The organism is Croceibacterium soli (assembly GCF_009828065.1).
GTDB classification, from domain to species: domain Bacteria; phylum Pseudomonadota; class Alphaproteobacteria; order Sphingomonadales; family Sphingomonadaceae; genus Croceibacterium_B; species Croceibacterium_B soli.
Window position 1 is genome coordinate 260794 of sequence record NZ_WTYK01000002.1, and the last position, 26207, is coordinate 287000.

The window sequence follows — 26207 nt, forward strand, 5'->3', positions numbered from 1 at the left end:
GGTGGAAGCCCCCTCCTCTTCAGAGGAGGGGGTTTGGGGGTGGTGGCGGCACTCGCCGTGCTATCCGCCTGCACCGCCACCCAGGCACTCCCGCCGGAACAATCCGCCGCCGGGGTCACGCCCGCCCAGTGGGCCGCACAATGCGCCGACGACTCCGGCTGGGACGAGCCCGGCCCGCCGTTCCAGGTCCACGGCAACACCTGGTACGTCGGCACTTGCGGCATCGCCGCGATCCTCGTGACCAGCGACGAAGGCCACGTGCTGATCGACGGCGGCACCGGCAAAGGCGCAGCCCCGATCGCCGCGAATATCGAGGCGCTCGGCTTCGCCCTTACGGACGTGAAGCTCCTGCTCCACAGCCACGAGCACTTCGACCACGTCGGCGGCCTGGCGGAGCTCCAGCGGCGCACCGGCGCACGCTTGCTCGCCTCACAGGCGGCGGCGCCGGTCCTCGCCAGCGGCCAGTCGGCCGACGATGACCCGCAGAAGGGCGCGCTCGATCCGTTCGCGCCCATTCGCGTCGACGGCACCGTCAAGGACGGCGAGGTCGTCCGTGTCGGCGATCTGGCGCTGACCGCCATTGCCACGCCCGGGCACACGACTGGCGCGCTCAGCTGGCAGTGGCGCTCCTGCGACGAAGCCGGTCAGTGCGAGACCGTGGTCTATGGCGACAGCCTGAGCCCGGTCAGCGCCGACAGCTACCGCTTCTCCAACCATCCCGCTCGGCTGGCCGCCTACCGCGCCTCGCTCAAGCGGTTCGCCGGCCTCGACTGCACGCTGCTCCTCACCCCGCACCCTTCCGCCAGCGGCATGCGCGACCGGATCCTCGGCGGCGATCTCACGAACTCCGCAGCCTGCGCGAACTACGCCGCCGCGATCGGCAAGCGGCTCGACCAGAGACTGGCGAAAGAGACCAATGGCTGATTCCTGGAAGCTCGTCGTCCACGCACCGAAGGACGTGGTCCAAGCCGCGTTGCTGGCCCATGATATCATCGAGGACTGGGACCCGGAGATCGTCGTCTCGGGCAGCGAGATCGCGGCGGGGCAGCCCGACGAGTGGATGCTCGAGGCGTGGCTGCCGCGCCGCCCGCGCAAGGCCGACCGCCAGGCCGTCGCCGCGCTGTTCGCCGGCGGCGGTGTCGAGCCGGCTGCCGAGAAGATCCCAGAAACCGACTGGGTGACGGAAAGCCAGCGCGGCACGCAGCCGATCCGCGCAGGCCGCTTCCATGTCCACACGCCGGACTTTCCGCCGGTCGACGAGCCCGGGATCACCAACCTGGTCATTCCCGCCAGCCAGGCCTTCGGCACCGGCCAGCACGCGACCACCGCCGGGTGCCTCGCCATGCTGACCACGATGAAGCGGCGCGGCGTGACCGCGCGCACGATCGCCGACATCGGCACCGGCAGCGGCCTGCTCGCCATCGCCGCGCTCGACCTCTGGCCCCGCGCCCATGCCGTGGCGACCGACATCGACCCGGTCTGCGGCCCCGTCGTGGCCGAGAATGCCGAGTTGAACGGCGTGCGGATCGGCGCCCGGCCGGGCGAGATGGTCATCGCCATCGCTCCCGGAATGGACGACCGGCTGCTGCGCGAGTGCGGGCCTTACGACCTGCTGATCGCCAACATCCTCGCCGGGCCGCTGATCGAGCTGGCGCCCGATTTCGCCGCCTCCGTGCCGCCGCGCGGCCATCTCGTGCTCGCCGGGCTGCTGACAAAGCAGGAACGCGCCGTGCGCGCCGCTTACCGCGCGCAGGGGTTCGCGCTGGCCGGCCGGATGGTCAACGGCGAATGGTCGATCCTGTGGCTGCGCCGCCGCTTCGTCGGCTGATCCGCCCGCTGCGGTGGGCGCTGATCGCCCTCGCCGGGCTTTTCGCGGCTTATGCCCTGATCGGCTGGATCGGCAGCGCCATTCCGCGCAACGCCGACTGGCGCGAGCCTGACCACGGCATCGAGATCATGGTCGAGACCAACGGCGTCCACACCGCCCTGGTCCTCCCGCTCGTCACGCCGGAACGCGACTGGCGCCCGCTGCTCCCCGCGAGCGATGTCGCCGCGCCAACGCAGCCCTACACCCACGTCTCGATAAGCTGGGGCGAGCGCGAGGTCTTCCTCGAAACCCCCACCTGGTGGGACCTTTCGCCCGCCACCGTGCTGCGCATCATCGGCATCGGCGGCGATGGCATCCTGCATGTCGCCCATTACGTCCGCCCTGCCCCGGCCCCGGACATCCGCCCCTTGCGCATCACTCGCGATCAGTACCGCCGCCTCGTGGCGGAGATCGACCGCTCCCTGCCGCAAGGCCGCCGCGTCGGTTACCCGGGCTACTACGACTACGACGTGTTCTACGAAGCGCCCGGCCGCTACACGATGACGAAGACCTGCAACCAGTGGACCAGCGACACGCTCGCCGCCGCGGGCATTCGCACCGGCTGGTGGACGCCCTTCGCCGGCGGCGTGATGAAGTGGGTGCCGCCGCTTGCCGGCGCAGGAAGCTGATCAGCTCGACCGGCGGAACTCTTCCAGCTCTTCGAAGCTGGACCTGTCGGTCAGCAGCAATGCCGCCGGCTTGAGCGCGTCGAAGTGGGCCATGGCAAGGATCACCAGCACCGTCAGCGGCACCGCCAGGATCGCCCCCGGTATCCCCCAAAGAATGGTCCAAAAGCCAAGCGAGACCAGCACCACCAGCGGCGATACGGCGATCCTGCGGCCCAGTATGAGCGGATCGATCAGGTTGCCCATGATCTGCTCGATCACCAACAGGCCCGCGGCGATCATCGCCGCCGTGCCCGGGTCCTTGCTCACGAAAGCATAAGCCACCGGCAGCAGCCCGGCCACGATCGAGCCGACGGTCGGGATGAAGTTGAGCAGCACCGCCAGCAGCCCCCACAGCAGCAGGTAATCGACCCCGAACAACGCCAGCCACCCGACATAGAGCGCGGCGGTGATCGCCCCCAGCAGCACGCGGGTGTTGAAGTATGTGCGGAACTTCTGGCCGACAGAGCGGCCCGTTTCCCGCATGGTGCGGTCGCTGCTGTCGGCGGAGACGGCGATGAACTTGCGGTGCCAACTTTCCACTTCGGTCAGCATCAGCAGCATCAGGAACAGGATCAGCACGATCCCGCCGAGCGTTCTGGCGGTCAGGCCAAGGGCCGTCATCGCGGTGGACATCGCCGACCCGCTGCCGAACGCGATCGAGGCGATCCCGCCTTGCTCTCCGCCTTCGGGCGAGCTCAATCCAAAGCCCGCCAGCCAGCCTGAGAGCCGCGGCCCCATGTCGCCCACCAGCCCATAGACCTGGTTCGCGGCAACGCCGAGCGCGACCATGAACGCGAGCAGCAGCAGCAAGACCACCAGCAGGCCGGCGAGCGGCCCGAGCCACTTGAGGCTGCGGGGCATGTTGCGGCTGATCGCGCCGACCATCGGCCAGACGGCGAGCGCCAGCAGCAGCGCCGTCACCAGCGGCATCGTGATCGACCGGGTCTCGCGCAGCAGCCAGAACGCGGCGGCGAAGGCGATCACCCCGATCATGATGGCGCGCCAGCTTCGCACCTGTCCGGCTTGGCCGGGCGCTGGTTCTCCCTGATCCATTGCCGGGAAACCCTCCCGATGGCCGCAGCGTTCCCACCGCGCCTCCGGAGCGGGACACTACCAGCGGCGGAGGTTGCAAGCGCGCGGATGATATCGTAAACCGATATCAATTCCAGCAGCAAGTCCGTTCACTCAGCGCGCAGCGCGTCCAATGCCATCGCAGCGTGATATCGCAGCGCCCAACGAGGCTCATCCGCTCCACTTGTCGAGCGCTTCGCGGTAGCTCTCCGCCGCCTTGTCGCGCGCCGCGCGGAGCCGCTCCTTCTCCTGCTCCGACCGTTCCTGCAACTCGGCGATCTTGCGCTCGATCGCCTCGCGTTCCCGCTCCAGCGCCGCGCGTTCGCGGGCATGCTTCTCCTCCGCCTGCTCCAGCGCCGCCTCCGCCTTGTCGAGGCGCGTGCGGCTCGGCGCGGGCTTCCGTTTCTTCGGCTTGGCCGGCTTGGGTTCGCTCTCCGGCTCCGGCTCGGGGACTCTCGCCTTCTTCGCCGGCGCCTTCTTCCCGCCGAGCGCCTTGAGCTGCGCCGCCAGGTCCCCGCGCGAGACGCGGATCACCTCGCCGGGTCGCTTGAGCGCCTCGGCCGTCAGCGCCGGATCGGTCACTTGCTCCGCCACCCCGCGCGCGAACAGGTTGGCATCCGCGCCCCAGGCCTCCAGCGCGGCCTTCTGACTCGGCGCCGCGACATAGGCGTCATGGAACCCGGTGGACGTGCGAAAGACCTTCAGCTGGCGCGGCATTTCGCTCCCTTCTCGGCAACAACCCGGCAACCGAATGGCGGTTTCCGGTGTTGGGGCTCGCGAAAGGCAGGACAACATGGAAAGCAGACTGAAGGACAGGCGCGTCGTGGTGACCGGCGGCGCCGGGGGCGTCGGCCGCGAGGTGGCCCGCCGCATGCTGGATGCCGGCGCGCGCGTCGTCTCCGCCGACATTCCAAGCGCGACGGATCACGCGGAAGGCACGGCGACGTTCGCCGGCGATCTCGGCCGGCAGGAACAGGTCGACCGCCTGTTCGCCTTCGCCGATGCCGAGCTCGGCGGGCTCGACATCCTCGTCGCCTGCGTGGGCCTTCCCGCGGACTCGCTGATGGACATCGACGACGCCGGCTGGCGCCAGGTGATCGACGCCAATCTCGTCAGCTATGTCGGCTGCACGAAACGGGCCATCGAACGCATTCGCGCCGGCGGCCGCGGCGACGGCCAGGTCATCCTGGTCGGATCGATCAGCGTCCACATCAAGGCGATCGGCGAAAGCGTCTACAACGCCTCGAAAGGCGGCGTGGCCCTGTTCGCCGAGACCTTGCGCAAGGAGATGATGAGCGAAGGCATCCGCGTAACCCTGATCGAGCCGGGCGCCATCGCCACCCACCTGCAGCCTTACCCGGACGAGGAACTGCAGGCGTTCGCCAAGGCGCAGGAGATGCTTCCCGCTGCCGAAGTGGCCGAAGCGATCCTCTTCGCAGCGACTCGTCCGCCGGGTGTCGATGTCGTCACCCTGCGGATCGAGCCGCTGCACCAGAAGGTCTGCTGATTCGTCGTCCCGGACTTGATCCGGGACCGCTGGCATTCTGGTCCGACCAGGCGGCCAGCGGTCCCGGCGTTCGCCGGGACGACGAAAGCTCAGAACGCCTGGCTGAGCCCGACGGAGAGGGTCCACTTCTCCGGCGCCTGAATGCCGTTCAGGTCCTGGTAGAGCGGGACGGCGAACTCCATCCCGAGTTGCGGCCGGCTGGTCGCCGCGATCGGCAGCAGCCAGTTGAGGCCCAGCCCGGCCCTCACCACGTCGCCGCCGTAGTTTTCCTGGCGGTCCGGCGGGGAGTCGTGGTGGTGCGGGCCGTCGTAGTGGCCCTCGATCGCGCCTTCGCGGCGGTACTCGATGCGCCCCGTCGCGCCGACGCTGCTGCCGAGCAGGTAGCTGACCCACCCGGTCGCACTCGCCACGTCGCCGAAGCGGAAGCCGGACTCGTTCGCCTTCTCCGTCCGCCAGCGGTAGGACGCCTGCGCCCCCCAGCCCATCGGCCCCTCGCGGCCGTGGACCGTCAGCAAAGGCTCGACATCCCAGGTGCCGCTGCCGGACTGCATGCCGTAGTGGACGAACGTGCCGTCGGCATTGGTCCGGTCGACCCGCCCTGTCGGAGCCCACACCCCGAGCGTCGCATGAGCGCCGAAGCGGTCGCTGCGGGCCAGGCGATAAGAGGCGGATACTAACGTATCCCCGAACCCTTCGGTGGAATGCGCATGCACTTCGCCGAAGCCCATCGCCATGCCCGGCCCGTGCCCGGCGTGGCCGCCGTGCCCGCCGCCTCCGGCTGGGTCGATGCCGACCATCTCCATCCGGTGCCACATGTAGTGTGGCATCACCATCAGCGTGATCGTGTCGTTCGGGGCGAACATCAGGTCGAGCATCGCCATGTCCATCTCCATGGACTTGACCCGCACGGTGTACCCGGCGGCGAGAATGGCGGCGTCGGAGATGTCGTCCGTCCCGGCCTCGTTGATCCCGGCGGAGCGGCTGCGCTCCAGCCGCAGGCCGATCATGAACTCGCCGCCGTCATGCATGTGCTCGTTCATCAATCCGGCGGACGGATGGAGCAAAGGGGCCTGGACGGTGATTTGGTCGAGGTCGGCGCTCTCCTGCGCGAAAGCTGGAGATACCGGGCAAAGCGCGGCCAGCGCCAGCGCGCTGCCGCAAAGCAGATGTTTCATAGATAGCGTCCTGTCAGATCGTGAAAAGACCGGACCAAGGTCCGGCACGGCTCAAACCCTGACAGGCGGCCCCCGCGCCGGCGGCCGCTGCCGCGCCGCCGCGGCCAGCGCGAACGGGCCGTGATCGATCGAAAAGCTTTCCGCCACCGGCTGCGGCAGCGGCAGGTCGAGAGCCGGCGAACCGGCCGCAGCCCCCGCCCAGAAGCCCGCGAACGCGCAGGCTTCCTGGGTCGGCTTGCCCTCATCCGCCGGAACGTCCTTCTCCGGCACGGGGATCTGCAGCACCGCATCGGAATGGCAGATCAGGACGGTGACCGCCCCGTCGTCGGCCCGCTCGGTCATGTACCCCTGCGGCACCGCCGCACGCACGACCAGCGCCGCCACCAGCAGCAGCCAGACGAAGGCGAGCTTCGCGCGGGATCCGGCGATGTCCCTCATGCCCGTGCGCCGCTAGTCGCGCGCAATGGCTCGCGCAAGAGCGGCGGCGCCTGGATACCGGCGTGGGGCGAGCCTCTCGTGGTTCGACAAGCTCACCACGAACGGATGTTGTCCGATGATATCATCCAGGCCGGCTCGTCGATCCACTACGCTCCCCCGATCCGTTCGTCCTGAGCCTGTCGAAGGACGGGCGGGCACCGCCTCAGCCTCAGGCCCTCAACGCCTCGTAGACCACCTTGTCCGTCTGGCTGGTGCACAGCGCGCTGCGGACCTCGCGCTCGCGGCCCGGCAGCTTTGCCAGCAGCAGGCTGGCGCCATAGTCGGGGCAGGCCCCGATCCGCTCGGGCTCTTCGCGGAAGGCTTCGCTGGTCAGGGTGTCCTCGATCACCGCCGTGGCGACCGCGTCCGCCTCGCGCCAGCCCCGGGCGGTGGCGGCGAACCACCTGTCGCCCTCCTTCGCCAGCAGCGCGACCGGGATCGCCGGGCGCCAGTCCGGACCGGCGTTCGGCGGTGGCGGCGGGCTCATACCGGGGAAGCGCTTTACGATCACGTGGCTCGGCGCGGCCAGCGCACGGCGCACGGCCGTCTCGCCGAAGCGATCGCGAGCCGTGGCGAGCAGGTCCTGCTCGACCTGCCTCAGCTCGACTCCCGCGGGCAAAGTATCGAGCGGCCGCACTTCGCTGACCACGCCAACAGCCTCCAGCGCGGTGCATGCCGCCATCCCTGCCGCTAGGAACGGCGCAAGAAGAAGGACCCTTCTCATCCACCGGGTCCAATCCTGCGCGCACCGGAGAGTTCCCCGGCCCTAGCCCGCGGCGCGCACGATCTCCGCCCAGGCGGCCTCGTCGATCACTTCGATGCCGAGCTCGGCCGCCTTCTTGAGCTTGCTCCCCGCGCCCGGCCCGGCGACCAGCAGGTCTGTCTTGGCGCTGACCGTACCCGCCGCCTTGGCGCCGAGACGTTCCGCCTGCGCCTTGGCCTCGTCGCGGCTCATCGTCTCCAGCTTGCCGGTGAACACCACGGTCTTGCCGCTGACCGGGCTGTCGAGCGTCTCCACTTCGTAGCGCGGCGGCGAGACTTCCGACAGCAGGTCATCCCACACGCGCCGGTTGTGCTCCTCGTGGAAGAAATCCCCCAAGGCTTCGACGACGACCGGGCCGACCCCCTCGACACTGGTCAGTTCGGCCACCGCCTCCACGTCACCGCCATGCGCCCTTTCAGCAGCCTCCCGCAGCGCAGGAAGCTCATGGAACCGCTTCAGCAGGTCCCGCGCGGTCACCGCGCCGACGTGGCGGATGCCGAGGCCGAACAGCAGCCGCGCCGCGTCGGGCTGCCGCTTGGCCTCGATCGATGCCAACAGGTTGTCCACAGACTTGTCCTGCCACCCCTCGCGCCCGATCAGATCCGTCCGGTGCCGATGCAGCCGGAAGATGTCGCCCGGCCCTTCGGCGAGCCAGCCGAGCTCCAGGAACTCGAGGATCGTCTTCTCGCCCAAGCCCTCGATGTCGAGCGCCGCGCGGCTGGCGAAGTGCCGCAGCCGCTCGAACTGCTGCGCGCGGCAGATCAGCCCGCCGGTGCAGCGCACGTCGACTTCGCCCTCCTCGGCCACCGCCTCGCTGCCACACACCGGGCAGTGATCGGGGAACGCGAAAGGCTCGCGCAGCTCCTCGCGGGTCAGGTTCTCGACCACTTGCGGGATCACGTCGCCCGCCCGCTGGATGCGCACGCGGTCGCCGGGCCGCAAGCCGAGCCGCTCGATCTCGTCGCGGTTGTGCAGCGTGACATTGGTCACCGTCACCCCGCCGACCAGCACCGGCGCCAGCCGCCCGACCGGCGTCAGCTTGCCGGTGCGCCCCACCTGGATGTCGATGCTCTCCAGCACCGTCTCGGCCCTCTCGGCCGGAAACTTGTGCGCCAGTGCCCAGCGCGGCGCCTTGGCGACGAACCCCAGCCGCTGCTGCAGGGCCAGGCTGTCGACTTTGTAGACCACGCCGTCGATGTCGTAGGGCAGATCCGCGCGCCGCTCGCCGATGCCGCGGTAATGCTGCAGCATCTCCTCCAGCGAATGGCACAGCACGAGATCGGGGGAGATCGGCACGCCCCACTCGGCGATCCGCTGCATCATGCCGAACTGCGACTCCTGTGGCACTTCGCTTGCCGCGCCCCAGCCATGCGCCAGGAAGCGCAGCGGGCGCTGGGCGGTCACCGCGGGGTCCTTCTGCCGCAGCGAACCCGCCGCCGCGTTGCGCGGGTTGGCGAACTGGCGGACCGCAGCCGGATCGAATGCCTCCCCCTTCGCTGCCGCACGCTCCTCCGCCTCGGCCATCAGCCGGGCGTTGAGCGCGGCGAAGGCCTGCTTGTCCATGTAGACTTCGCCGCGGATCTCGAACACCGCGGGCGCAGGCCCGTCGAGTTGCTGCGGAATGCCCCGGACATGCGCCACATTGGCGGTGACGTTCTCCCCCACTTGCCCGTCGCCCCGCGTCGCCGCCAGCACCAGCGCGCCGTTCTCATAGCGCAAGCTGCACGAGAGACCGTCGATCTTGTCCTCGGCGGTGAACGCCAGCGGCGCGTCTTCCGCCATGTTGAGGTAGCGCCGCACGCGCGCGGCGAACTCGGCCACCTCTTCGTCCGCAAACGCATTGTCGAGGCTCATCATGCGCACCGCATGGGTCACTTTCGACAGCGGCGATGCGACGACCTCGTGGCCGACTTTCTGCGAAGGGCTGTCCGGCCGCACCAGGTGCGGGAACGCCGCCTCCAGCTCTGCATTGCGCCGCACCAGCGCGTCGTACTCCGCGTCGGATACCTCCGGCGCATCCTCGGCATGATAGAGCCGGTCGTGCCGCGCGATCGCCCGCGCGAGCCGCATCAGCTCGTTGGCGGCTTCGGCTTCGGGAATGTCGATCGGATTCGCGCTCATCCGAACCGCTATTGCCGGAAAGCCGCCCGCTTTCCAGCCGCTACTCGGCCCGCCCCAGCACGGTCACCACCATCTCGCGGCGGGCGCGGTAGCCGAGCGTCTCGTAAAGCGCGATCGCCTCCGCGTTGTCGGCGTAAGTATGCAGGAACGGCCGGTCGCCGCGCGCGGCGAAATCCGCCATGACCCGCCGCATCAGCAAAGTCGCCAGCCCCTCCCCGCGCGCCGCCGGATCTGTGCAGACACCGCTGACTTCGGCCAGGCCCTTCGCCGGGCGCGTCCGCTCCCCGGCCATGGCCAGCAAGCGCCCGTCCCGCTTGACCCCATAGAACGGGCCGTAACGGTGCGTCGTCGTCGACCACGGCCCCGGCCGGGTCGCATGAGCCAGCGCGTACATGGCAGCCGCGTCGCTCTCGCCCAGCAGCTCGATGCGGCCGTCCTCCGGGCAATCCGCCGGCACACCCTCGAACACCATCTGCAGCAGCGGAGCGGTGCGAAGCACGGTCAGCCCCGAAGGCGCCGGCCACTCCTCCGCCTCCACCAGCCAGATCTCGTCTCCCGGCGCTCGGACCAGAGCCGCCAGCGCCGTCTGCGCGTCCTCCTCCCTATCCCGAGCGGCCGCGAACGGCCCAAACCCCGGATCGATCCGCACCGCCGCGCCGGACGCAATCGCCAGGCCGGCCTGCAGCCCGGTAAGCGAATTCCAAACCGGTCGATCCAGCGCTTCGCTCACAACTCCCCCTCCTCTTCAGAGGAGGGGGTGGGGGGGTGGTGTTCGCAACGCCTCCCCCAGCGCTCCGGCTGCGCATCGAGCGCAATCTTCAGCGCCGTCAGCACCCCGTCAGTATTCCGCATCACGTCCTCGTTCGTAAACCGCACCACGCGGAACCCGAACTCCCGCAGCATGCGCCTGTCGCGCGCCAGATCTCGCTCGCGCTCGTGGGTGTCCCCATCGATCTCCACCGCCAGGCCTCTCGCAGGGCAGAACAGGTCGACGATGCGAAAACCGATCACGTCCTGCCGGCGGAACTTGTACCCGAAGAACTGCCGCGCCCGCAGCGCCGACCAAAGCCGCTTCTCCGGCTCCGTCGGATTGTTGCGCATGTCCCGGGCGCGTTGGAGGAGAACTCTGCGCGTGGGTCCACCACCCCCAACCCCCTCCTCTAAAGAGGAGGGGGCTTTGAGCGTCGCGCTTCTCTTCCCCCCCTCCTCTTCAGAACAAGGAGTTTGAGGGTGGTGCTGCCCTGGCGCCACCCCCTTCCCCCCCTCCTCTTCAGAGGAGGGGGTCGGGGGGTGGTGCTGGCCTGGCGCCACGCTCACACGCCCTCCAGCAACCGGTCCGCCTGTGCCCGCGCTTCGCTGGTGATCTCGGCGCCAGATAGCATTCGCGCGATCTCCTCCTGGCGGCCGGCTTCGTCGAGCAGGTGGACCGACGTGCGGGTCACCGTGCCTTCGCTCGACTTGGCGATGACGTAATGCGTCTGCCCGCGCGCGGCGACTTGCGGGGAGTGGGTGACGGCGAGGAGTTGCCCGCCTTGCGCCAGGCGCGACAGGCGCTCGCCGATCGCGCTCGCCACGGCGCCGCCGACGCCGCGGTCGATCTCATCGAAGATCACCGTCGCGGCCCCGCCCTGCTCGGCGAGTGCGACCTTGAGCGCGAGGATGAAGCGGCTCAGCTCGCCGCCGCTGGCGATCTTGTTCAGCGGGGCGAAGTCGGCGCCGGGATTGGTGGCGATGAGGAACTCGACGCTGTCCATGCCGTGCGCGCCCCAGCGCTCCTCCGGCAGCTCGCTGACCGCCGTGCGGAAGCGCGCGCTGTCGAGCTTGAGCGGGGCGAGCTCGTTCGCGACCGCCGCGTCGAGCCGCAGCGCGGCGGCGACGCGGGCCGCGTGGAGCGCCTCGGCCCTTGCGCGGTAAAGCTCGTGCGCCGCGCGTTCAGCCTGTTCGAGCTCGCCGATGTGGGCGTCGCCCGCCTCGATCGCATCGAGCTGCGCGCGCATCTTGCGCATCTTCGCGGGCAGCTCGTCCACTTCGCAGCGATGCTTGCGGGCCACCGCGCGCAGTTCGAACAGACGGGTCTCGATCCGGTCGAGCTCGGCCGGGTCGAACTCCAGCGCCCGGGCGGCCGCCTCCAGCTTCTCCTCGGCCTCGCCCGCCTCGATCACCGCGCGGTCCAGCGCTGCCAGCGCTTCGGCCAGCAGCGCGTGCTCCGGCGCGATCCGGTCGAGCCGCCGCGCCGCGCCGCGCAGCTTCGCCAGCGCCGAATCCGATCCGTCCCACAGCGTCCGCAGCTCATCGAGATCGCCGGAGAGCTTCTCCCCCTTCTGCATGTCCGCGCGCGCGCCGGCGAGCTGTTCCTCCTCGCCCTCTTCCGGCTGGAGCGCGGTCAGCTCGGCAAGATAAGCGACCAGCAGGTCCTGGTCCGCCCTGGCCTGCTCGATCTCGGCCCGCGCCTGGGCGAGCTCCGCCTCGGCTTCCCGCCAGCCGCGCCACGCCGCCTCGACGCCGCCCGCGTCGGCCCCGGCGTATCGGTCGAGCAGCGCCCGGTGTCCGCGCGGGTTGACCAGGCCGCGGTCGTCGTGCTGGCCGTGCAGTTCCACCAGCGCCGGCGCCAGCTCGCGCAGCAGCGCAGCGCCGACAGGCTGGTCGTTGACGAACGCCTTGCTGCCACCGTCCGCCTTGACCGTGCGGCGCAGGATCAGCGGCTCGCCGGGTTCGATCTCAACATCCGCTTCGGCCAGGGCGTCCCGCACGGCCGCCGGGAGTTCCGCGAACTCGAACGTTGCCGTCACGCCGGCCTTGTCCGCGCCCGCGCGCACAAGCCCGGTCTCTGCCCGGTTGCCGAGCACAAGCCCCAACGCGTCGAGCAGGATCGACTTGCCCGCCCCGGTTTCGCCGGTGAGCACCCCGAGCCCGCGCGTAAAGGCGAGGTCGAGCGCCTCTATCAGCACGATGTTGCGGATGGCGAGCTGGGTCAGCATGGCGGCAGACGCAGCATTACGGCCCGCCCCGGCAAACGCAACGGCGCGCCTGCCCTTGCGCACGGTTCAAGCACTTCGATTGCCCGCGGGTTTTCCACAGCCGGCGCGACGACCCGGCCGCCCTATCCATCCGTGTCGGAAACCGAATCTTAAGATTGTTATGGGCACTTGTGGATAACTGCCGACCGAAGGGGGGTCCGCGCGCCGTGTCAGTTCTGACCATACGTTCGCACAAGAGGTTCGCCGTCCGGCGGGCCATTTCCTTGCATGGCGAGGATTCGAAGCGACGTGGCGGGCTGATGATCGAGCTGTCGTGCGAAGGCTGCCGGATCAGCAATGCCGAAAGCGGCGCGTTCACCACCGATCAGCCGGTCACCATCGACCTGGGCGACGAAGAGCAGCTCGACGGGCGCATCCGCTGGGCCCACGACGGCTTCGTCGGCATCAAGTTCGCGCGCGCGCTGCGGCCCGCGGAATTCGGGGAACTGCTGGCCGCGAGCCGCGCCCCCGCCAGCGAGGCGCGCCGCTACGGCACCTGAGCCCGGCGCTTCGGTTCAGCCGCCCGAAGCGAGCTGCGGAGCCTTGTCGCCGATCAGCTCGTAAGCCCGCTCGTACCACTCGCTGCCCGGGTAGTTTGCGCCAAGCACGGCGGCATACTTCTTCGCTTCGTCGAGAATGCCCAGCGCCAGGCTGGTCTCGGTCAGGCGATAGAGCGCTTCGGGCGTGTGGCTCGTCGTCTGGTAGTTCTCGATCACGTTCTGAAAGCGGATCTGCGCCGCCAGCCAGCGGCCGGAACGCTCGTAGAAGCGGCCGATCTCCATTTCCTTGCCGGCGAGGTGATCGTTCACGAGATCGATCTTCAGCCGCGCATCGGCGGCATATTCGGTCTGCGGATAGCGGCGCTGCAGCTCGGTCAGTGCATCGAGCGCCTGGCGGGTGATCCGCTGGTCCCGCTCCACGTCGCTGATCTGCTCGTAATAGCTGATCGCGATCAGGTAATAGGCGTACGGCGCATCCTTGTTGCCCGGGTGGATCGACAGGAACCGCTGCGCGCCCTGGATCGCCTTTTCGTAATCGCGGCCGGAATAGTGGGCGAAGGCGCCCATCAGCTGCGCGCGGCGCGCCCACGGCGAATAAGGATGCTGCCGTTCGACCTCGTCGAACAAAGCCGCTGCGACCTTGTTGTCGCCCCGGTCGAGCCGTTCCTTGGCCTCGGCGTAGAGCGACTCCACGTCGCGCGCGACATAGGCGACGTCCCCGCCTTGTTTGCCGCCGAGCGCGGAGCAGCCCGAAAGGACCAGCGCGGCGGCAAGGGGGAAGAGGACGGCGGCGCCTCTGGCGCGGGCAATCGGTGCTAGCATGGCAGGCCCTATAGCCAGCGCGGGAATGAACGCCAAGTGAAGTTGCGCCCGGCCGCCCCGCGGGCGCAACCGGGCGTGCGGAAACCGATCCGGGCCGCCGCCGTTTTTGCCCCATGCCCACGCCGGAAGAACTCGTCGCGCAGCGCCGCCCGGGCGGTACGGTCGTCGGCTGGAAGCTCGACCGCGCCCAGCGCTCCGAGCTGCTCGGCCGCTTTCCACCGGCATACGGCAATATCGTGGCCGATCATGTGACGCTGGCGGCCAAAGTCAGCGCCGATACGCCGCTGCCCGACCGGGCTCCCGCCGAGGCGGTCGGCCGGATCGATGACGGCAAGGGTGTGGAAGCGATAGTCGTGGCGATCGGCGGCAGCACTGACCGTCCCGGCGGGGGAACCTACCACATCACCTGGTCGCTCGGCCCCGGCCGGCGGGCCAGGGAAAGCAACGATACGCTCGCCGCCGGCCCATGGCAGCCGCTGGCGCAGCCGATTGCCCTGGCCCTCGAGCCGGCGCGGTTCTGATGCGCCAGCTCTATCTCGATTGCGACGGCGTTCTGGCGGACTTCGACAAAGGCGCGACCGCCGTGCTCGGCCTGCCGCCGCGCGTGTTCGAGAAGCGTCACGGGCTCGGCAAGTTCTGGCAGAAGCTGGCCACGGCGCCGGACTTCTACTTCGGCCTGCCGCTGATGGACGATGCGATGGAGCTGTTCGAGGCGGTCCGGCATCTCGACCCGATAATCCTCACCGGCCTGCCTCGCGGCAACTGGGCGGCCGACCAGAAAGTGCGCTGGGCGGCCGAGTATTTCCCCGGCACCCGGATCATCACCACGATGGCCCGCGATAAGCGCGATCACGCGAAGGAGGGCGACGTCCTGGTCGACGACCAGCTCCGCCACCGCGACCGCTGGGAGGAAGTCGGCGGGATATTCATGCACCACAAGAACGCGCGGCAGTCGATCGAGGAACTGCGGCAGTACTTCCCCTTGTGAGCGGGCCCGGTCTATTCCCCCCAAAAACTACCCGAGCGACCTTAAGCGGATGCAAGAGCCGCGACGGCTAATGACTCTTGTTGGCGGAGGATAGAGTCGAGTCATGGGACAGCACGACGGCGGTCAGGCCGATCTGCAACAGGAAAACGCGCGCCTGCGAGACCAGGTTGCGCTGCTGAGCGACGCCTTGGAAAACATGCGCCACGCCCTGTGCATGTTCGATCCCGAAGGGCGCATCGCCTACTGCAACAGCCGCTATCCCGAAGTCGTCGGCTTGCCTGCGGAGCGGATCAAGCCCGGCCTCCACGCGCGCGACCTGATGGCCATGGCCAAGGAGGCGGGCTTCTACCCTCCCGAACGCACGATCGACGACCTCGAGGTCTTCTTCTGGAACAACCTGTCGGTCGCCGACCCTCAGCGCCAGATCAAGCGCAACGGCCGCTCTCTCGTCGTTCATCCGGGACATGCGCCCAGCGGCAGGATGATCGCGACGTTCGAGGACGTCACCGCCGAAGTCGAGGCCCAAGCCGCCTTGCACGACAGCGAGGCCCGCCTGCGGGCAATCCTCGAGGCGATGCCGGACTGCGTGAAGATCTTCGATCCGAACGGCCGTCTCGTCTACATCAACCCACAGGGCCTAGATCAGCTGCAGGCGCCGGACCTGGAGAGCGCTTCGGCCGCCGGCACCAGCACGATCCCGCCCGAGTACCTGGACCAGTGCCGCGACGTGCACAGCCGCGTGATCGCCGGCGAGAGAGTCGTCTGGCGGTTCGAGATCGTCGGCCTGCGCGGGCGGCGCTCCCAGGTGGAGGCGCACGCGGTGCCTTTCCGCCTGCCCGACGGAACCCCGGCCCATTTGTGCATCTCGCGCGACATCACCGAAAGGATGAACGCGGACGACGCCCTCCGCCGCAGCGAACAGCGCCTTCGCCTTGTCCAGGAAGCCAGCGGCCTCGCCGACTTCGAGACCGATGCGCACGGCGTGTCCCACTGTTCGGACAAGTTCTTCGAACAGTGCGGCATGCCGGTCCCGCCGGATAACCGGATCGACTTCGCCACCTGGATCGAGATCGTGCATCCGGACGATCGCGCGCGGATGATCGAGGAAGTCGACGCCGCGCTGGTGAGTGAGGTCTCCTTCAGCTGCGAATTCCGCATCGTTCGGCGGGACAATGGGCAGATCCGCTGGATTTCCAGCCGCACCCTGATCGAACGCGACGCGGAAGGCCGCCTGGTCGGCACCGTCGGTGCCCACCACGACATTACCGAACGCCGCGAAGCCGAAAATGCCCTCAGGCTCAGCGAGCAGCGCCTGCGCCTGGTGCAGGAAGCGACCGGCCTCGCCGATTTCGAAGCGGGGCCGGACGGCGTCGCGCACTTCTCGCCCAACGTGCTGAAGCAGATGGGCCTGCCCGAGGATCACCCCACGCGTCTGAAGGTGGAGGACTGGATCCACCTGGTCCATCCGGACGATCGGGAGATCGTGAACCGGATCGTGCGCAACGTCCGGGACCAGGACACCCATCAATGCGAATTCCGGATCATGCGCGCCGACAACGGAGAGGTGCGCTGGATCGCCAGCAACCTGATGCTGGAGCGCGACGGGAACGGCAATATCCTGCGCAGCATCGGCGCGCACCTCGACATCACCGAGCACCGCCAGGCCGAAGCCGCGCTGCGCGAAAGCGAGGAACGCTTCCGGCTGGCCGCCGAGGCCGCCGGCCTCGGAGTGTGGGATTACGATGCGTCGCTCGGCAAGCGCGAGTGGTCCGGCCGCTTGCGGGAGATCTTCGGCATCTCAGCCCATGCTTCCGCCACGCTGGAGCGCGCCACGGCCTGCGTGCACGCGTCGCACCGGGCGCGGTTCACGCGGCTCCTGGCACAAGTGCGCGAAGGCACGGCCGAACGCCTCAAGGACTCCTTCCGCATTCGCCGGGCCGACGACCGCGAGGCGCGCTGGATCGAGATCAATGCCTGGCGGACCCACACGACCGGCGGGAAGGTCCGCCGCGTGATCATGACCGCCCGCGACGTGACGGAGGAGAAGACCGCCGAGCAGCGCGTCCGCTGGAGCGCCAGCCATGACGGGCTGACGCGGCTGGCGAACCGTTCGTACTTCCAGGAGAAGCTCGACGAGGCGGTCGGCACCGCGCGCGAGAAGCAGCTGGCCGTCGGCGTCCTGGTGCTCGATCTCGATCACTTCAAGCAAGTCAACGACACGCTCGGCCACGATGTCGGCGATGCACTGCTGAAGATGGTCGCCGCCCGCCTGCGCGAAGTCGCCCGCGCCAGCGATACCGTCGCGCGCCTCGGGGGCGACGAATTCGCCATCGTCGTGCCCGAGCTGCGCAGCGAGATCGACCTGATCCAGCTCGCCCGCAGGATCCAGGACCGCATGCGCGAACCGTTCGTGCACCAGGGCCGCCTGCTCGACTCCCGCGTCAGCTCGGGCGCGGCGATGTTCCCCGAGCACGGGCTCACCACCGAAGAGGTGCTGAAGAACGCCGACATGGCGCTCTACGCCGCCAAGGCGGCGGGCCGCGCGACGATGATGATGTTCGAACCGCACATGCGCGACGACCTCCGGCGGCGCACGGCGATGGTCCAGCAGGCCCGCACCGCCATCCGCGACGAGCAGATGGTCCCATACTATCAGCCGAAGCTCGATCTGGTCGGCGGCGCCGTGGAGGGTTTCGAGGCCCTGCTGCGCTGGCGCATGCCGAACGGCAGGATCGGCCTGCCCGCCGCCCTGCAGGCGGCTTTCGAGGATCTAGAGGTCGCCGCCGCGATCAGCGACCGGATGATCGAGCGGGTGATCGCCGACATGCGCCGCTGGCTGGATCGCGGAACGCCGTTCCGACACGTGGCGGTCAACGCCTCCGCCGCCGAATTCCGGCGCGACAACTTCGCCGAACGGGTGCTTGAGCAGCTCCGCCGGGCTGAAATCCCGACCCACTGCTTCCAGCTCGAAGTCACGGAAACGGTATTCCTCGGCCGCGGCGCCGAATACGTCCACCGCGCCCTCGCCCTGCTCAGCGCCCAGGGGGTGAAGATCGCGCTCGACGATTTCGGCACCGGCTACGCCTCGTTGCGCCACCTCAAGGAATTCCCGGTCGACATCATCAAGATCGACCGCAGCTTCGTGCGCGACATGGAGGCAGATCCCGGCGACGAAGCCATCGTCCGGGCCGTGATCAACCTTGGCAAGAGCCTCAACATCAGCGTCGTCGCCGAAGGGATCGAAGCGGAATCGCAGGCCGAGCGCCTGCTCGATTTCGGCTGCGACTTCGGCCAGGGGTTCGTCTTCTCACCGGCCGTGGGCGCCAGCCGCGTACCCGGGCTGATCTCCCGCCTCGCCGATGCCGCCCGCGCGCGCCCGCCCAGGCCTCGCCAGCCGCGGCTCGTGGCGACAAGAGACTAGGCGACGCCAATACAAGCCTGAACGCCCGCCTGCATGGCCATTCCGTGCGCGTTCATCCAGCGATCCCTAAAAGTGAACGACATCGCCCGGCTCCACTCCACACTCCGGGTGCCAGTGAAAACTTTTAGGAGAGGACTATGACGAAGATTTCCTTGCGTGCCGGCCTGTTCGGAGCAGCCGTTCTGGCGCTCGCGGGCGGCAGCGCCGCCGTGGCCCATCACTCCTTCGCTGCGGAATTCGACCGCACCAAGCCGATCAAGCTGGAAGGCACGGTCGTGAAGTTCGAATGGGTCAACCCGCACTCCTGGATCCACATCAAGGCCGGCAAGCAGGTCTGGCGCATCGAAGGCGGCGCGCCGAGCGCCCTGCTGCGCCGCGGCTGGAACAGGAACTCGCTCCCCGCCGGGACCAAGATCATCGTCCAGGCTTTCCGCTCGCGTGACGGCGACACCCGCGCCAGCGCCGCCGAGATCAGCTTCCCCGACGGCCGCGAACTCTCGCTCGGCAACCCGACGACCGAAGCCGTCGCCGCCGCGGCCAAGCGCTAAACGAAACCCGCTGCCGCCCGACCGGCGGCAGCGACCGAAACAAAGCGACCCGCGGGCCCCGGCCCGCGGGTCTTTTTGTGCGCCCGAAGCACGCCGTCCGGATCCTCCCCTGCAAGGGGAGGGGGACCGCCGCCACAGGCGGTGGTGGAGGGGTGTGACCATCAGCCGATGAGGCGACACCCCTCCGTCAGCCCTGCAGTTGCCACCTCCCCTCGCAGGGGTGGATCGAGACACCCGCGATTGGCTCCCTCTCGGATCGGATTGGCCCCTGCAGCGTTGGGTTAATGCACGCATTTCAAACGGAGTCCCCCCTCCCGTGTACAACCCTCTGGCGATGAAGCTGGAACAGTTCACGCGCTTCGACCCGGTCGAGCGGGCGCGCATCGACGAGCTGATCCGGCACGGCAGCCGGAGCTATGCCCGCGGGGAAAACATCATCAGCGCCGGCGAAAACACCGAAGAGATCCACCTGGTCATGGCCGGGCTGGCGACGCGGTCCAAAGTCACGCACGACGGCCACCGCCAGCTGATCGCCTTCCTCGTCCCCGGCGATCTGTGCGACATCGAAGTCTTCATCCTCGAGGCGATGGACCACGACGTCGTCGCGCTCACCGACACGACTTGCGCCCTGATCCCGGCGAGCGAGATCAAGCGCCTCCTGACCGAATCCTGCAACCTTACGCGGGCTCTCTGGTGGAGCACGATGGCCGATGCGGCGATCCTCCGCGAATGGGTCGTCAGCCACGGGGCCCGCGACGCCAAGAGCCGCCTGGCGCATATCCTGTGCGAGCTGCTGGTCCGCTACCGCGTCGTCGGCCTGGGCGAGAACAACAGCGTGCCCTTCCCGATGACTCAGGAAGAGCTGTCCGACGCCACCGGGATGACCTCGGTCCACCTCAACCGCGTGCTCAAGGACTTGCGCACCGAGGGCCTGGTGGAGCTCAAGTCGCGCATCCTGACGATCGTCGACTTTGAGCGCCTGAGCGAAATCGCCCAGTTCGAGCCGGGGTACCTGCACCTCGTGCGCACGCAAAGGGCCGATCCGGCGGTCGCCGATCGGGTCGGCGATCTCGTCCTGCCGACCGGCCGCGGCTTGTTCGAAAGCGCCTGGGGCTCGGCCCGGCAGGCGCTCGGCCGCGGCGCGCCCCACAAGCCCCGGGCGATGGCTTCCTAGCCACGCAAAGGCTGCGGCCTCACTCCCAGAATGCGACCGAGCGCACCTCGATGCTTTCGCGCGTGTGGGCGTCGGCGAAGCTGCTGTCGATGAACGCCGTGTGCGGGCAGCGCCAGGTGCGCGAATGGTCGCTGTCGTGGAACTTGAACAGCAGCGCGTCGTCGCGCTCCATGTGCGAGAAATACCACCAGCGGTGCGAAGGGTGATAGCTCGGGATCGTCGCCGCCATCATCGTCTCCTCGCCCGCGACGGGCGCAGTCAGCGCTTCGCCTTCCGGGAACTCGTCGACCACGAACAGCGTGTTGCTCTTCTCCTCCCCGCCGAAGCTCGTGCGCCCGTCGCACAGCGCCAGCGGCACGTCCTGCGGCGGCGGCGAGAACGTCCGCCAGTAGGAGCTGACCAGGAACCGCTTGAACCCCGGCCCGTCCGGAAAATGCTTCCTGTAGGTCGCCTCGGCCATCTTCCGGGCGGTCGGGGTGTTGAGGTCGATGTGCGCCTCGCCCGCCGGCGGCTGGATGCCGCCGGTGTGCTGGTAATTCTCCGTCTTCTGCTTGGCGATCTCGGTCAGGTCCGCGCTCGTGCGGATCATCCAGCCGCGCGCGACCACTTTGTCCGCCCCGGTCAGCGCCTGGACGTGCCGCTCGACTTCCCGCTCGTAGACCCGGTCGACTTCCGCCTTGTCGTGGAAGTCCGCCACCGCCGTCGGCTGCCGCGCGATCATGAACCCGTGCACGTCCAGCGCGAAGTGATCGCGGATCGGCATCGCGTCGCGGATCGTCACTTCGTGGTCGGAATACGTCCCGGTGTTGATCTCGCACCCTGCGCTGACATAGCGGCGGGTCACGAAGTCGCCCGGATCGACATAACGGATCAGCGCCCGCGTGGTCCGCGCGCTTTCCTCGATATCCGCTGCCGCGACACTGGCCATTCACTCTCTCCCGACGATTCTATCGTTCGTTACGGTTCTGCCACACCGCTCCCGGCCCGCGCAACCGATCTTGCCGGTTCCGCCTGGCCGAAGCCTACGCTAACACCCTTCGAAACACAGGGGGAGAGAACCATGGGCGCACTGCCGCCGACGATCGACGATACCGCCATCTGGGACGCCTGGCTCAGCCAGTTCCGCTTGCCCATCCTCAACGTCAACGTGGAAGCCGGCACTTTCGCCGCGCTCAGCGAGCAGGCTCTCACCACCGAGGAACTGGCGCAACAGCTCTCCGTCGACGCCCGCGCCCTGGCCATGCACCTCGCCGCCCTCTGCGCCGAAGGCTTCGTCGAGAAGCGCCTCGGCAAGTGGCGCGCCACTCACCTCGCCCGCACCTGGCTCCACCCGCAAGCGACCGGCTTCTGGGGCCACTTCCTCAAGTCGATCGACCGCAACAGCCACCTGCAGGATCGCCTCCGCGAATCCCTCCGCACCGGCAAGCGCCCGAGCGAGGGCACCGACCCCCGCCCCGCCGGCTGGGAGCAGGGCAAGATGCAGCCCGAAGTCGCCGCCAACATCGCCGCCTTCATGCAGGCCCACAGCCAGGCCCCCGCCCTCGGCGCCGCGCGCCAGCCGGTGTTCGGCGAGCTGACATGCCTGATGGACGTCGGCTGCGGCTCAGGCGTCTACGGGATCGAGATCGCCCGCGCCAACCCGGCTTTGCGCGTCATCCTGATGGACCTCAACGAAGTCGCCGCCGAGGCCGCCAAATACGTCGACAAGGCGGGCATGGCCGACCGCGTCTCCACCGCCGGCGTCAACATGTTCGAGCAGGAGTGGCCCCAAGGCCCCGACGGCCACTTGTTCTGCAACGTCTTCCACGACTGGGCCGAGGACACCAACCGCGACCTCGCCCGCCGCAGCTTCGCCGCCCTCCCCTCCGGCGGCCGCATCTTCCTCCACGAGATCCTCATGGACGACGACTACACCGGCCCCTACCCCGCCGCCGCCTTCAGCCTGCTCATGCTGATCGGCACGCTCGGCAAGCAATACAGCCTGGCCGAATTCCGCGACATCCTGGAAAGCGCCGGCTTCGTGGACGTCCAGTCCCAACGCACCGGCGGCGGCTACTACAGCCTCGTAAGCGCCAGAAAACCCTAAGATCCTCCCCCTCTGGGGGAGGTGGCAGCCCGCAGGGCTGACGGAGGGGGCCTATAGACCCTTGGATCCTCCCCCAGAGGGGAAGAACTTTTCACTTTCCTATTCACACCAATCTGGTTCAAAGGCCCGAATCACTCTAACCAACAGCACGGACCAGAGCCATGCCCGAGGAACCACGCCCCACCCCCACGACCGCCCTCACCCAGTTCACCCCCGTCCCCCGCCTGAAGGACCGCTCCAACGGCTGGAGCCCGGAAATCCAGCGCGCCTTCATCGAGGCGCTGGCCGACACCGGCAGCGTCAAGTCCGCCGCCCGCGCGGTCGGCCGCAGCGAGGTCGGCGCCTACCAGCTCCGCCGCCACCCGCAGGGCGCGGAGTTCGCCGCCGCCTGGGCCGCCGCCCTCGCCCACGGCGTCCAGCGGATCGAGGACCTGGCGATGGACCGCGCGATCAACGGCACGGAGGAGCCGGTCTATTCCTACGGCAAGCTCATCGGCACGCGGATGAAGTACAACGATGGCCTGCTGATGTTCATGCTCCGCAACCGCGCGCCGGAGCGTTTCGCCGGCGCCGGCCCCGCGCGCGGCCTGAGCGCCATGGACCGGACGAAAATGGACAGGCTGAAGAAGCAATGGCGCAAGGAGTGGGAGGCCGAGCGCGAGGCCGAAAGCGTCTCCCCCGCCGAGATCCGCGCCAGCATAGAGCGCAAAGTCGCCGCCCTCAAACGCCGCGTCCAGGCCCGCACCAGCCCCCGCGCCTACGAACTCCACCTCGCCTCCTCCGCCCAGAGCCGCGCCGACGAAGAAGCCGGCTGGCTCCCCGGCACCCCCTACGAACCCTACGCCCAGCGCGCCGCCGAACTCCTCCCCGCCTGCATCGAACAGTTGCGCGCGGAGTGGCCCAGCTACGAAAAGGCTCACCCGACCCCGACCGAGGAGGAACTGGCGGAGTGGGAGGAGGCTGCGGAGGAAGAGCGGAAGGCTGAGGCGGAGGAGAAGCCAGAGGGCGAGCCAGACAGAAGCGCGAACTCCGGCCCGCACATCCGGCAGCTGAAGGACGACCGCTGGTAAGCCTCCCCTCCCGCTTGTGGGAGGGGCCGAGAGTAGACATTCTCCCCTCCCGCTTGCGGGAGGGGCTGGGGGTGGGCCTGCAACGCTCATGGCCCGGAATGGCTCAGTCAGCGCCTGAGGCACAAACAAGAGATCAGTGCTTGAAGCAGTTCTCGCGATGCCACTCCAGGAACACCGGATGCGGCCGCAGCGCCAGCCGCTCAGGCGCGAGGGCCTTCCCGGACTTGTTGATGATGGCCTCCACGCCGGAACGGTCATTCACCTGCCGCGAAATCAGTATGTCGAGATCGTCCGAAAAGCCGATAAGCCCCCGGTCGAACATCCAGTGCGCCGTGCCCGACAGGGCAATCCCGTTCTGAATGCTGTCGGGCCCGCCATGCTCGACCGGCTTGATATGCGCCGCCTCCGCCTCCGCGCGCCCGCCGCCATTGATGAGCTTCCAACCCGTCACAGCGCAGCGCTCGTCATAGGCTTGCAGGACCGCACGCCGGAAGAACGCCTTGCGCTCGGGCTTGGCGACAAGCCGCTCGATGATCGGCCGCTCGACATGGTAAGGAGCGCGAAGCTCCTGCAGCATCCGGGGATCGTCAGCCTCGTCCACCCTCGGGAGTACGGTATCGTTGTCCGGCAAGCCGGCATTCACGACCCGCGCGAAATCCGCCGACGAGAGCGGACGAACCGCCGCCTGCGCCCTCCCCGATATCACCCCCGCATCGTTGAGTACCCCGCGCTCGATTGGCCCCTCGGGCCCGCTGAACGGAACTGACCGGATGAAATCGAGGTAAGTCCCAGGGTCGACCAGCGCGAGGAACATGTTGGGCGTGGTGGGGTCGGGGATGATCTTCTCGACCTTGGCGACAGCAAAGTAGCCGCGCGAGTTCCTGACCTTGCGCGGCTCGAGATAGACGATCCAGTCGCCGATGCATGGCTCGGCCCGGCTGAGGTATTGCGAGGGGAATTGGTAGCGCTCAGCCGGGATGTCGTCGTAGATTGAATCGGCTTTGTGCATGAAGACGCAGTGGCCCACGCTATTCCTCCTAATCGATCAAATGATCGATACGACCGGCTACAACCCGGCTACATGCGTCAATAGACGAAACGACCATGTGAATCATCTTGTAGCCAGCTAAGAGAGTAGGGTCTTTCTCCTCGATACCTAGTGATTGAAAAGCGCTAGCCATGTCTCTTTTCGGAAGGTGGGCGTCAGACAAGCGCAATTCGTAGGTGGCGAAGAGTGGTCCGGTAAAAGTGCGCGCCAACTTCGAGTTTGCTTGAGCGGCGATAGCGTTTTCAAATGACTTCAGGCTACCCCAGCTTTTGCCCTTCGGCGGCTTAGCAATCTGCTGTGCCGCTTTCACATCAATTATATCAGCCGTAATTCTGGATATATCCTTAGCGAGTGCGTAAAGCCCGGAACGATCCAACGCTCTAAATCGGTGACACTTGCTGACGATCTCTTCAAAGTTCTCGTGATTTCGAAATATGAAGCATCCGAATCTAGCAAACCATGCCTCATTCAACCGAGCCAAAACTATCGGTAAGAACGTTTCCGGCGCCTGAGTCGTCGCAGGCTCTGCGCGAACCTGAGAAAGCAAGAGTTCGCCGCTGACTTTGCCATCTGGAGTGACATTGAAGCCAGCCCAAAGCCGACGTTCCCACTCAGGCAGCCGAGCAACGTCACGAGCGTAAACAGTGACCAGCCCAATTTCGTTCAACCCGAAATGGACAGAAGGGTCTGAGGGAGTAGATACACCGCCAGTATCCTTTGAATACCAGGAAAACTGCGCACCTCGCCGTGCAGCGATACTTGCTATTATATCTGGCTTAAACCAGAGCCACCTACCAATGTCTTCATCGTTCAGTTCATCCGCATTCATTCTTTGCCCGTCGGCACTTACAATGAATGTGACCTGCGAGGGGACCTCATCGCCTCGTACCCTCGGACTTACTTGAGCCGGCTCCCGCCACTCATCACGCCAAAAATCCCCCATCAAACGCAGCCTATCACCGTCGGGCCTTCTGAAAGACCAAGAGGCCGTGTCGACATTGGTAGGAGTCTCTGGTCCCATTTCAGGAACGTCATCTTCGGGATCAACATCGTTCCGAGAAGCTCGAAAGACAGCAACATTTGAACCCGCTGGATTGCCGGAGGCGTCGAGCCTCATAGAACGATATTCGAGCCGCCCGCCTTCAAACTCCTCTTCTGGCTGCTCCTCGAATTCCTCTGGAGCGTCATCGCTGCGCACGATTAAGTCAAGATCGTGAAACGTAGACAATCTCAGAGCGCTCTCACGCGCACAAAGATAGTCTCGTAGGTATTCCGCCTTGATCTCTATCCCGCACGCGTCGCCATTTTCGTCCAGCACGAGCCTAGCAACTTCGTCATAGCCTTCGGCTGGTCGAATCCACACTCCACCTTCGAACGCAAGACCAAGTGCGATGATGAAGTCTTGATTGAGATGCCATCTGTTAGCCCTGTCGGGAAAAGTCTGCCGTAAGGCCAACCGAATACCAACAAGGTCACCTTCGTCATCTCGCCAATAGGCTTCTGCAGGCTTGTAGTAGCCCTTTGACGCCCAAGGTCTGTGCTCGTGGTTATCCGACCAGCTATACGCCTCTCCGAGTTTACGTTTATCAACCGGAACGACTAAACTGTGCGCCCCTTCAAACTCAGCTCGGTAACTCACATGGGGATATTCGCCGGACTTGGTGAGTTTCGACAATGCTACCGGAACCCAAACACGCTTCGCATAGGGCCGGCGAACCATTTTCCGAAAGTCGGGCCAGGTGTTTTCCATTCAGTTATCATTGCGCTCAGTGCTTGCGTTTGGAACTGCCTGCATCCGTGTTGTCCCCGATTTGCAAACTCAACCGACTGCAATTGAGGTCTGCTAAGCCGCCGCGGCAAAGCCGCGTCGTCAAAGGGCTCGGC

Annotated in this window: 25 protein-coding genes; 12 read left to right on the forward strand and 13 right to left on the reverse strand. The window is 67.5% G+C overall.

Annotation, left to right across the window (positions count from 1 at the left end):
• Positions 1 to 42: 42 nt before the first annotated feature.
• Genes bla through GRI75_RS04395 form a run of 3 tightly spaced genes read left to right on the forward strand, consistent with a single transcriptional unit; the run spans position 43 to position 2496 of the window.
• Entirely contained in the window at positions 43 to 924 is an 882-nt protein-coding gene (bla, locus tag GRI75_RS04385; protein WP_202389591.1) for a subclass B3 metallo-beta-lactamase, read from the forward strand.
• Positions 917 to 1828, forward strand: a complete 912-nt coding sequence (locus GRI75_RS04390) for a 50S ribosomal protein L11 methyltransferase (RefSeq protein WP_160745740.1) — start codon at positions 917 to 919, stop codon at positions 1826 to 1828. The genes bla and GRI75_RS04390 overlap by 8 nt, the downstream gene beginning before the upstream one ends.
• On the forward strand, positions 1789 to 2496 hold the full coding sequence (locus tag GRI75_RS04395; protein WP_160745741.1) for a TIGR02117 family protein: 708 nt from the start codon (positions 1789 to 1791) through the stop codon (positions 2494 to 2496). The genes GRI75_RS04390 and GRI75_RS04395 overlap by 40 nt, the downstream gene beginning before the upstream one ends.
• Here the strand turns inward: GRI75_RS04395 and GRI75_RS04400 are convergent, their stop codons facing one another.
• Both GRI75_RS04400 and GRI75_RS04405 read right to left on the reverse strand, forming a co-directional pair.
• On the reverse strand, positions 2497 to 3549 hold the full coding sequence (locus GRI75_RS04400; protein ID WP_160745742.1) for an AI-2E family transporter: 1053 nt from the start codon (positions 3547 to 3549) through the stop codon (positions 2497 to 2499).
• 228 nt (positions 3550 to 3777) lie between these two features.
• Positions 3778 to 4323, reverse strand: a complete 546-nt coding sequence (locus GRI75_RS04405) for a hypothetical protein (RefSeq protein ID WP_160745743.1) — start codon at positions 4321 to 4323, stop codon at positions 3778 to 3780.
• 76 nt (positions 4324 to 4399) lie between these two features.
• Here GRI75_RS04405 and GRI75_RS04410 point away from each other — a divergent pair, with 76 nt between their 5' ends.
• Complete coding sequence (locus GRI75_RS04410) at positions 4400 to 5113, forward strand: SDR family oxidoreductase (protein ID WP_160745744.1); 714 nt, start codon at positions 4400 to 4402, stop codon at positions 5111 to 5113.
• An 89-nt stretch (positions 5114 to 5202) separates the two neighbouring features.
• Here GRI75_RS04410 and GRI75_RS04415 read toward each other — a convergent pair whose 3' ends face one another.
• From GRI75_RS04415 to recN, 7 genes are all read right to left on the reverse strand, one after another.
• The gene (locus GRI75_RS04415; RefSeq protein WP_160745745.1) at positions 5203 to 6288 is read right to left on the reverse strand and encodes a transporter family protein; all 1086 of its coding nucleotides are present in this window, start codon (positions 6286 to 6288) and stop codon (positions 5203 to 5205) included.
• A 51-nt stretch (positions 6289 to 6339) separates the two neighbouring features.
• The gene (locus tag GRI75_RS04420; RefSeq protein ID WP_160745746.1) at positions 6340 to 6726 is read right to left on the reverse strand and encodes a hypothetical protein; all 387 of its coding nucleotides are present in this window, start codon (positions 6724 to 6726) and stop codon (positions 6340 to 6342) included.
• Positions 6727 to 6934: 208 nt separating this feature from the next.
• Positions 6935 to 7447 carry a hypothetical protein gene (locus tag GRI75_RS04425; RefSeq protein ID WP_160745747.1) on the reverse strand — a complete coding sequence of 171 codons (513 nt, stop codon included), beginning with the start codon at positions 7445 to 7447 and terminating at the stop codon, positions 6935 to 6937.
• Positions 7448 to 7531: 84 nt separating this feature from the next.
• A complete protein-coding gene (gene ligA / locus GRI75_RS04430) occupies positions 7532 to 9649 on the reverse strand; it encodes an NAD-dependent DNA ligase LigA (protein WP_160745748.1) in 2118 nt (705 codons plus the stop codon).
• 40 nt (positions 9650 to 9689) lie between these two features.
• Positions 9690 to 10379, reverse strand: a complete 690-nt coding sequence (locus GRI75_RS04435; protein ID WP_160745749.1) for a GNAT family N-acetyltransferase — start codon at positions 10377 to 10379, stop codon at positions 9690 to 9692.
• A complete protein-coding gene (locus GRI75_RS14810; RefSeq protein WP_160745750.1) occupies positions 10376 to 10750 on the reverse strand; it encodes an endonuclease domain-containing protein in 375 nt (124 codons plus the stop codon). Before GRI75_RS14810 ends, GRI75_RS04435 begins: the two co-directional genes overlap by 4 nt.
• 212 nt (positions 10751 to 10962) lie before the next feature.
• Positions 10963 to 12627: a DNA repair protein RecN gene (gene recN, locus GRI75_RS04445; protein ID WP_160745751.1), complete on the reverse strand. Its 1665-nt coding sequence runs from the start codon at positions 12625 to 12627 to the stop codon at positions 10963 to 10965.
• 206 nt (positions 12628 to 12833) lie between these two features.
• On the opposite strand from recN, the gene GRI75_RS04450 reads away from it, so the two are divergent.
• Positions 12834 to 13166, forward strand: a complete 333-nt coding sequence (locus GRI75_RS04450) for a PilZ domain-containing protein (protein WP_328597925.1) — start codon at positions 12834 to 12836, stop codon at positions 13164 to 13166.
• A gap of 15 nt (positions 13167 to 13181) precedes the next feature.
• Here the strand turns inward: GRI75_RS04450 and GRI75_RS04455 are convergent, their stop codons facing one another.
• The gene (locus GRI75_RS04455; RefSeq protein ID WP_160745753.1) at positions 13182 to 13988 is read right to left on the reverse strand and encodes an outer membrane protein assembly factor BamD; all 807 of its coding nucleotides are present in this window, start codon (positions 13986 to 13988) and stop codon (positions 13182 to 13184) included.
• A gap of 113 nt (positions 13989 to 14101) precedes the next feature.
• Here GRI75_RS04455 and GRI75_RS04460 point away from each other — a divergent pair, with 113 nt between their 5' ends.
• From GRI75_RS04460 to GRI75_RS04480, 5 genes are all read left to right on the forward strand, one after another.
• The gene (locus GRI75_RS04460) at positions 14102 to 14509 is read left to right on the forward strand and encodes a hypothetical protein (protein WP_160745754.1); all 408 of its coding nucleotides are present in this window, start codon (positions 14102 to 14104) and stop codon (positions 14507 to 14509) included.
• Entirely contained in the window at positions 14509 to 14976 is a 468-nt protein-coding gene (locus GRI75_RS04465; protein WP_160745755.1) for a hypothetical protein, read from the forward strand. The genes GRI75_RS04460 and GRI75_RS04465 overlap by 1 nt, the downstream gene beginning before the upstream one ends.
• Before the next feature lie 103 nt (positions 14977 to 15079).
• Positions 15080 to 18397 (forward strand): sensor domain-containing protein, encoded by a 3318-nt coding sequence (locus GRI75_RS04470; RefSeq protein ID WP_160745756.1) that lies wholly within the window; start codon positions 15080 to 15082, stop codon positions 18395 to 18397.
• A gap of 137 nt (positions 18398 to 18534) precedes the next feature.
• Positions 18535 to 18945 carry a DUF6152 family protein gene (locus tag GRI75_RS04475; RefSeq protein ID WP_160745757.1) on the forward strand — a complete coding sequence of 137 codons (411 nt, stop codon included), beginning with the start codon at positions 18535 to 18537 and terminating at the stop codon, positions 18943 to 18945.
• Between the two features lie 316 nt (positions 18946 to 19261).
• Positions 19262 to 20119 (forward strand): Crp/Fnr family transcriptional regulator, encoded by an 858-nt coding sequence (locus GRI75_RS04480; protein ID WP_160745758.1) that lies wholly within the window; start codon positions 19262 to 19264, stop codon positions 20117 to 20119.
• A gap of 19 nt (positions 20120 to 20138) precedes the next feature.
• Here the strand turns inward: GRI75_RS04480 and GRI75_RS04485 are convergent, their stop codons facing one another.
• Positions 20139 to 21047, reverse strand: coding sequence for a CmcJ/NvfI family oxidoreductase (locus tag GRI75_RS04485; RefSeq protein ID WP_160745759.1), 909 nt, complete (start codon positions 21045 to 21047; stop codon positions 20139 to 20141).
• Positions 21048 to 21179: 132 nt separating this feature from the next.
• Between GRI75_RS04485 and GRI75_RS04490 the strand changes: the two genes are divergently transcribed.
• Complete coding sequence (locus GRI75_RS04490) at positions 21180 to 22205, forward strand: methyltransferase (RefSeq protein WP_160745760.1); 1026 nt, start codon at positions 21180 to 21182, stop codon at positions 22203 to 22205.
• A 161-nt stretch (positions 22206 to 22366) separates the two neighbouring features.
• Complete coding sequence (locus GRI75_RS04495) at positions 22367 to 23275, forward strand: hypothetical protein (protein WP_160745761.1); 909 nt, start codon at positions 22367 to 22369, stop codon at positions 23273 to 23275.
• Positions 23276 to 23408: 133 nt separating this feature from the next.
• Here GRI75_RS04495 and GRI75_RS04500 read toward each other — a convergent pair whose 3' ends face one another.
• Together GRI75_RS04500 and GRI75_RS04505 are read right to left on the reverse strand one after the other, a co-directional pair.
• A complete protein-coding gene (locus tag GRI75_RS04500; RefSeq protein ID WP_202389592.1) occupies positions 23409 to 24284 on the reverse strand; it encodes an HNH endonuclease in 876 nt (291 codons plus the stop codon).
• Between the two features lie 28 nt (positions 24285 to 24312).
• Complete coding sequence (locus GRI75_RS04505) at positions 24313 to 26073, reverse strand: hypothetical protein (protein ID WP_160745763.1); 1761 nt, start codon at positions 26071 to 26073, stop codon at positions 24313 to 24315.
• Positions 26074 to 26207 lie beyond the last annotated feature (134 nt).

Bases quoted from the DNA above. Each gene is read 5' to 3' on its own strand.
- recN (WP_160745751.1), bottom strand. From the start codon at position 12,627: ATGCTGACCCAGCTCGCCATCCGCAACATCGTGCTGATAGAGGCGCTC.
- GRI75_RS04465 (WP_160745755.1), top strand. From the start codon at position 14,509: ATGCGCCAGCTCTATCTCGATTGCGACGGCGTTCTGGCGGACTTCGAC.
- GRI75_RS14810 (WP_160745750.1), bottom strand. From the start codon at position 10,750: ATGCGCAACAATCCGACGGAGCCGGAGAAGCGGCTTTGGTCGGCGCTG.
- GRI75_RS04390 (WP_160745740.1), top strand. From the start codon at position 917: ATGGCTGATTCCTGGAAGCTCGTCGTCCACGCACCGAAGGACGTGGTC.
- GRI75_RS04425 (WP_160745747.1), bottom strand. From the start codon at position 7,447: ATGGCGGCATGCACCGCGCTGGAGGCTGTTGGCGTGGTCAGCGAAGTG.
- GRI75_RS04500 (WP_202389592.1), bottom strand. From the start codon at position 24,284: ATGCACAAAGCCGATTCAATCTACGACGACATCCCGGCTGAGCGCTAC.
- GRI75_RS04470 (WP_160745756.1), top strand. From the start codon at position 15,080: ATGGGACAGCACGACGGCGGTCAGGCCGATCTGCAACAGGAAAACGCG.
- GRI75_RS04490 (WP_160745760.1), top strand. From the start codon at position 21,180: ATGGGCGCACTGCCGCCGACGATCGACGATACCGCCATCTGGGACGCC.
- GRI75_RS04415 (WP_160745745.1), bottom strand. From the start codon at position 6,288: ATGAAACATCTGCTTTGCGGCAGCGCGCTGGCGCTGGCCGCGCTTTGC.
- GRI75_RS04395 (WP_160745741.1), top strand. From the start codon at position 1,789: ATGGTCGATCCTGTGGCTGCGCCGCCGCTTCGTCGGCTGATCCGCCCG.
- GRI75_RS04410 (WP_160745744.1), top strand. From the start codon at position 4,400: ATGGAAAGCAGACTGAAGGACAGGCGCGTCGTGGTGACCGGCGGCGCC.
- ligA (WP_160745748.1), bottom strand. From the start codon at position 9,649: ATGAGCGCGAATCCGATCGACATTCCCGAAGCCGAAGCCGCCAACGAG.
- GRI75_RS04460 (WP_160745754.1), top strand. From the start codon at position 14,102: ATGCCCACGCCGGAAGAACTCGTCGCGCAGCGCCGCCCGGGCGGTACG.
- GRI75_RS04420 (WP_160745746.1), bottom strand. From the start codon at position 6,726: ATGAGGGACATCGCCGGATCCCGCGCGAAGCTCGCCTTCGTCTGGCTG.
- GRI75_RS04485 (WP_160745759.1), bottom strand. From the start codon at position 21,047: ATGGCCAGTGTCGCGGCAGCGGATATCGAGGAAAGCGCGCGGACCACG.
- GRI75_RS04475 (WP_160745757.1), top strand. From the start codon at position 18,535: ATGACGAAGATTTCCTTGCGTGCCGGCCTGTTCGGAGCAGCCGTTCTG.
- GRI75_RS04455 (WP_160745753.1), bottom strand. From the start codon at position 13,988: ATGCTAGCACCGATTGCCCGCGCCAGAGGCGCCGCCGTCCTCTTCCCC.
- GRI75_RS04505 (WP_160745763.1), bottom strand. From the start codon at position 26,073: ATGGAAAACACCTGGCCCGACTTTCGGAAAATGGTTCGCCGGCCCTAT.
- GRI75_RS04495 (WP_160745761.1), top strand. From the start codon at position 22,367: ATGCCCGAGGAACCACGCCCCACCCCCACGACCGCCCTCACCCAGTTC.
- GRI75_RS04405 (WP_160745743.1), bottom strand. From the start codon at position 4,323: ATGCCGCGCCAGCTGAAGGTCTTTCGCACGTCCACCGGGTTCCATGAC.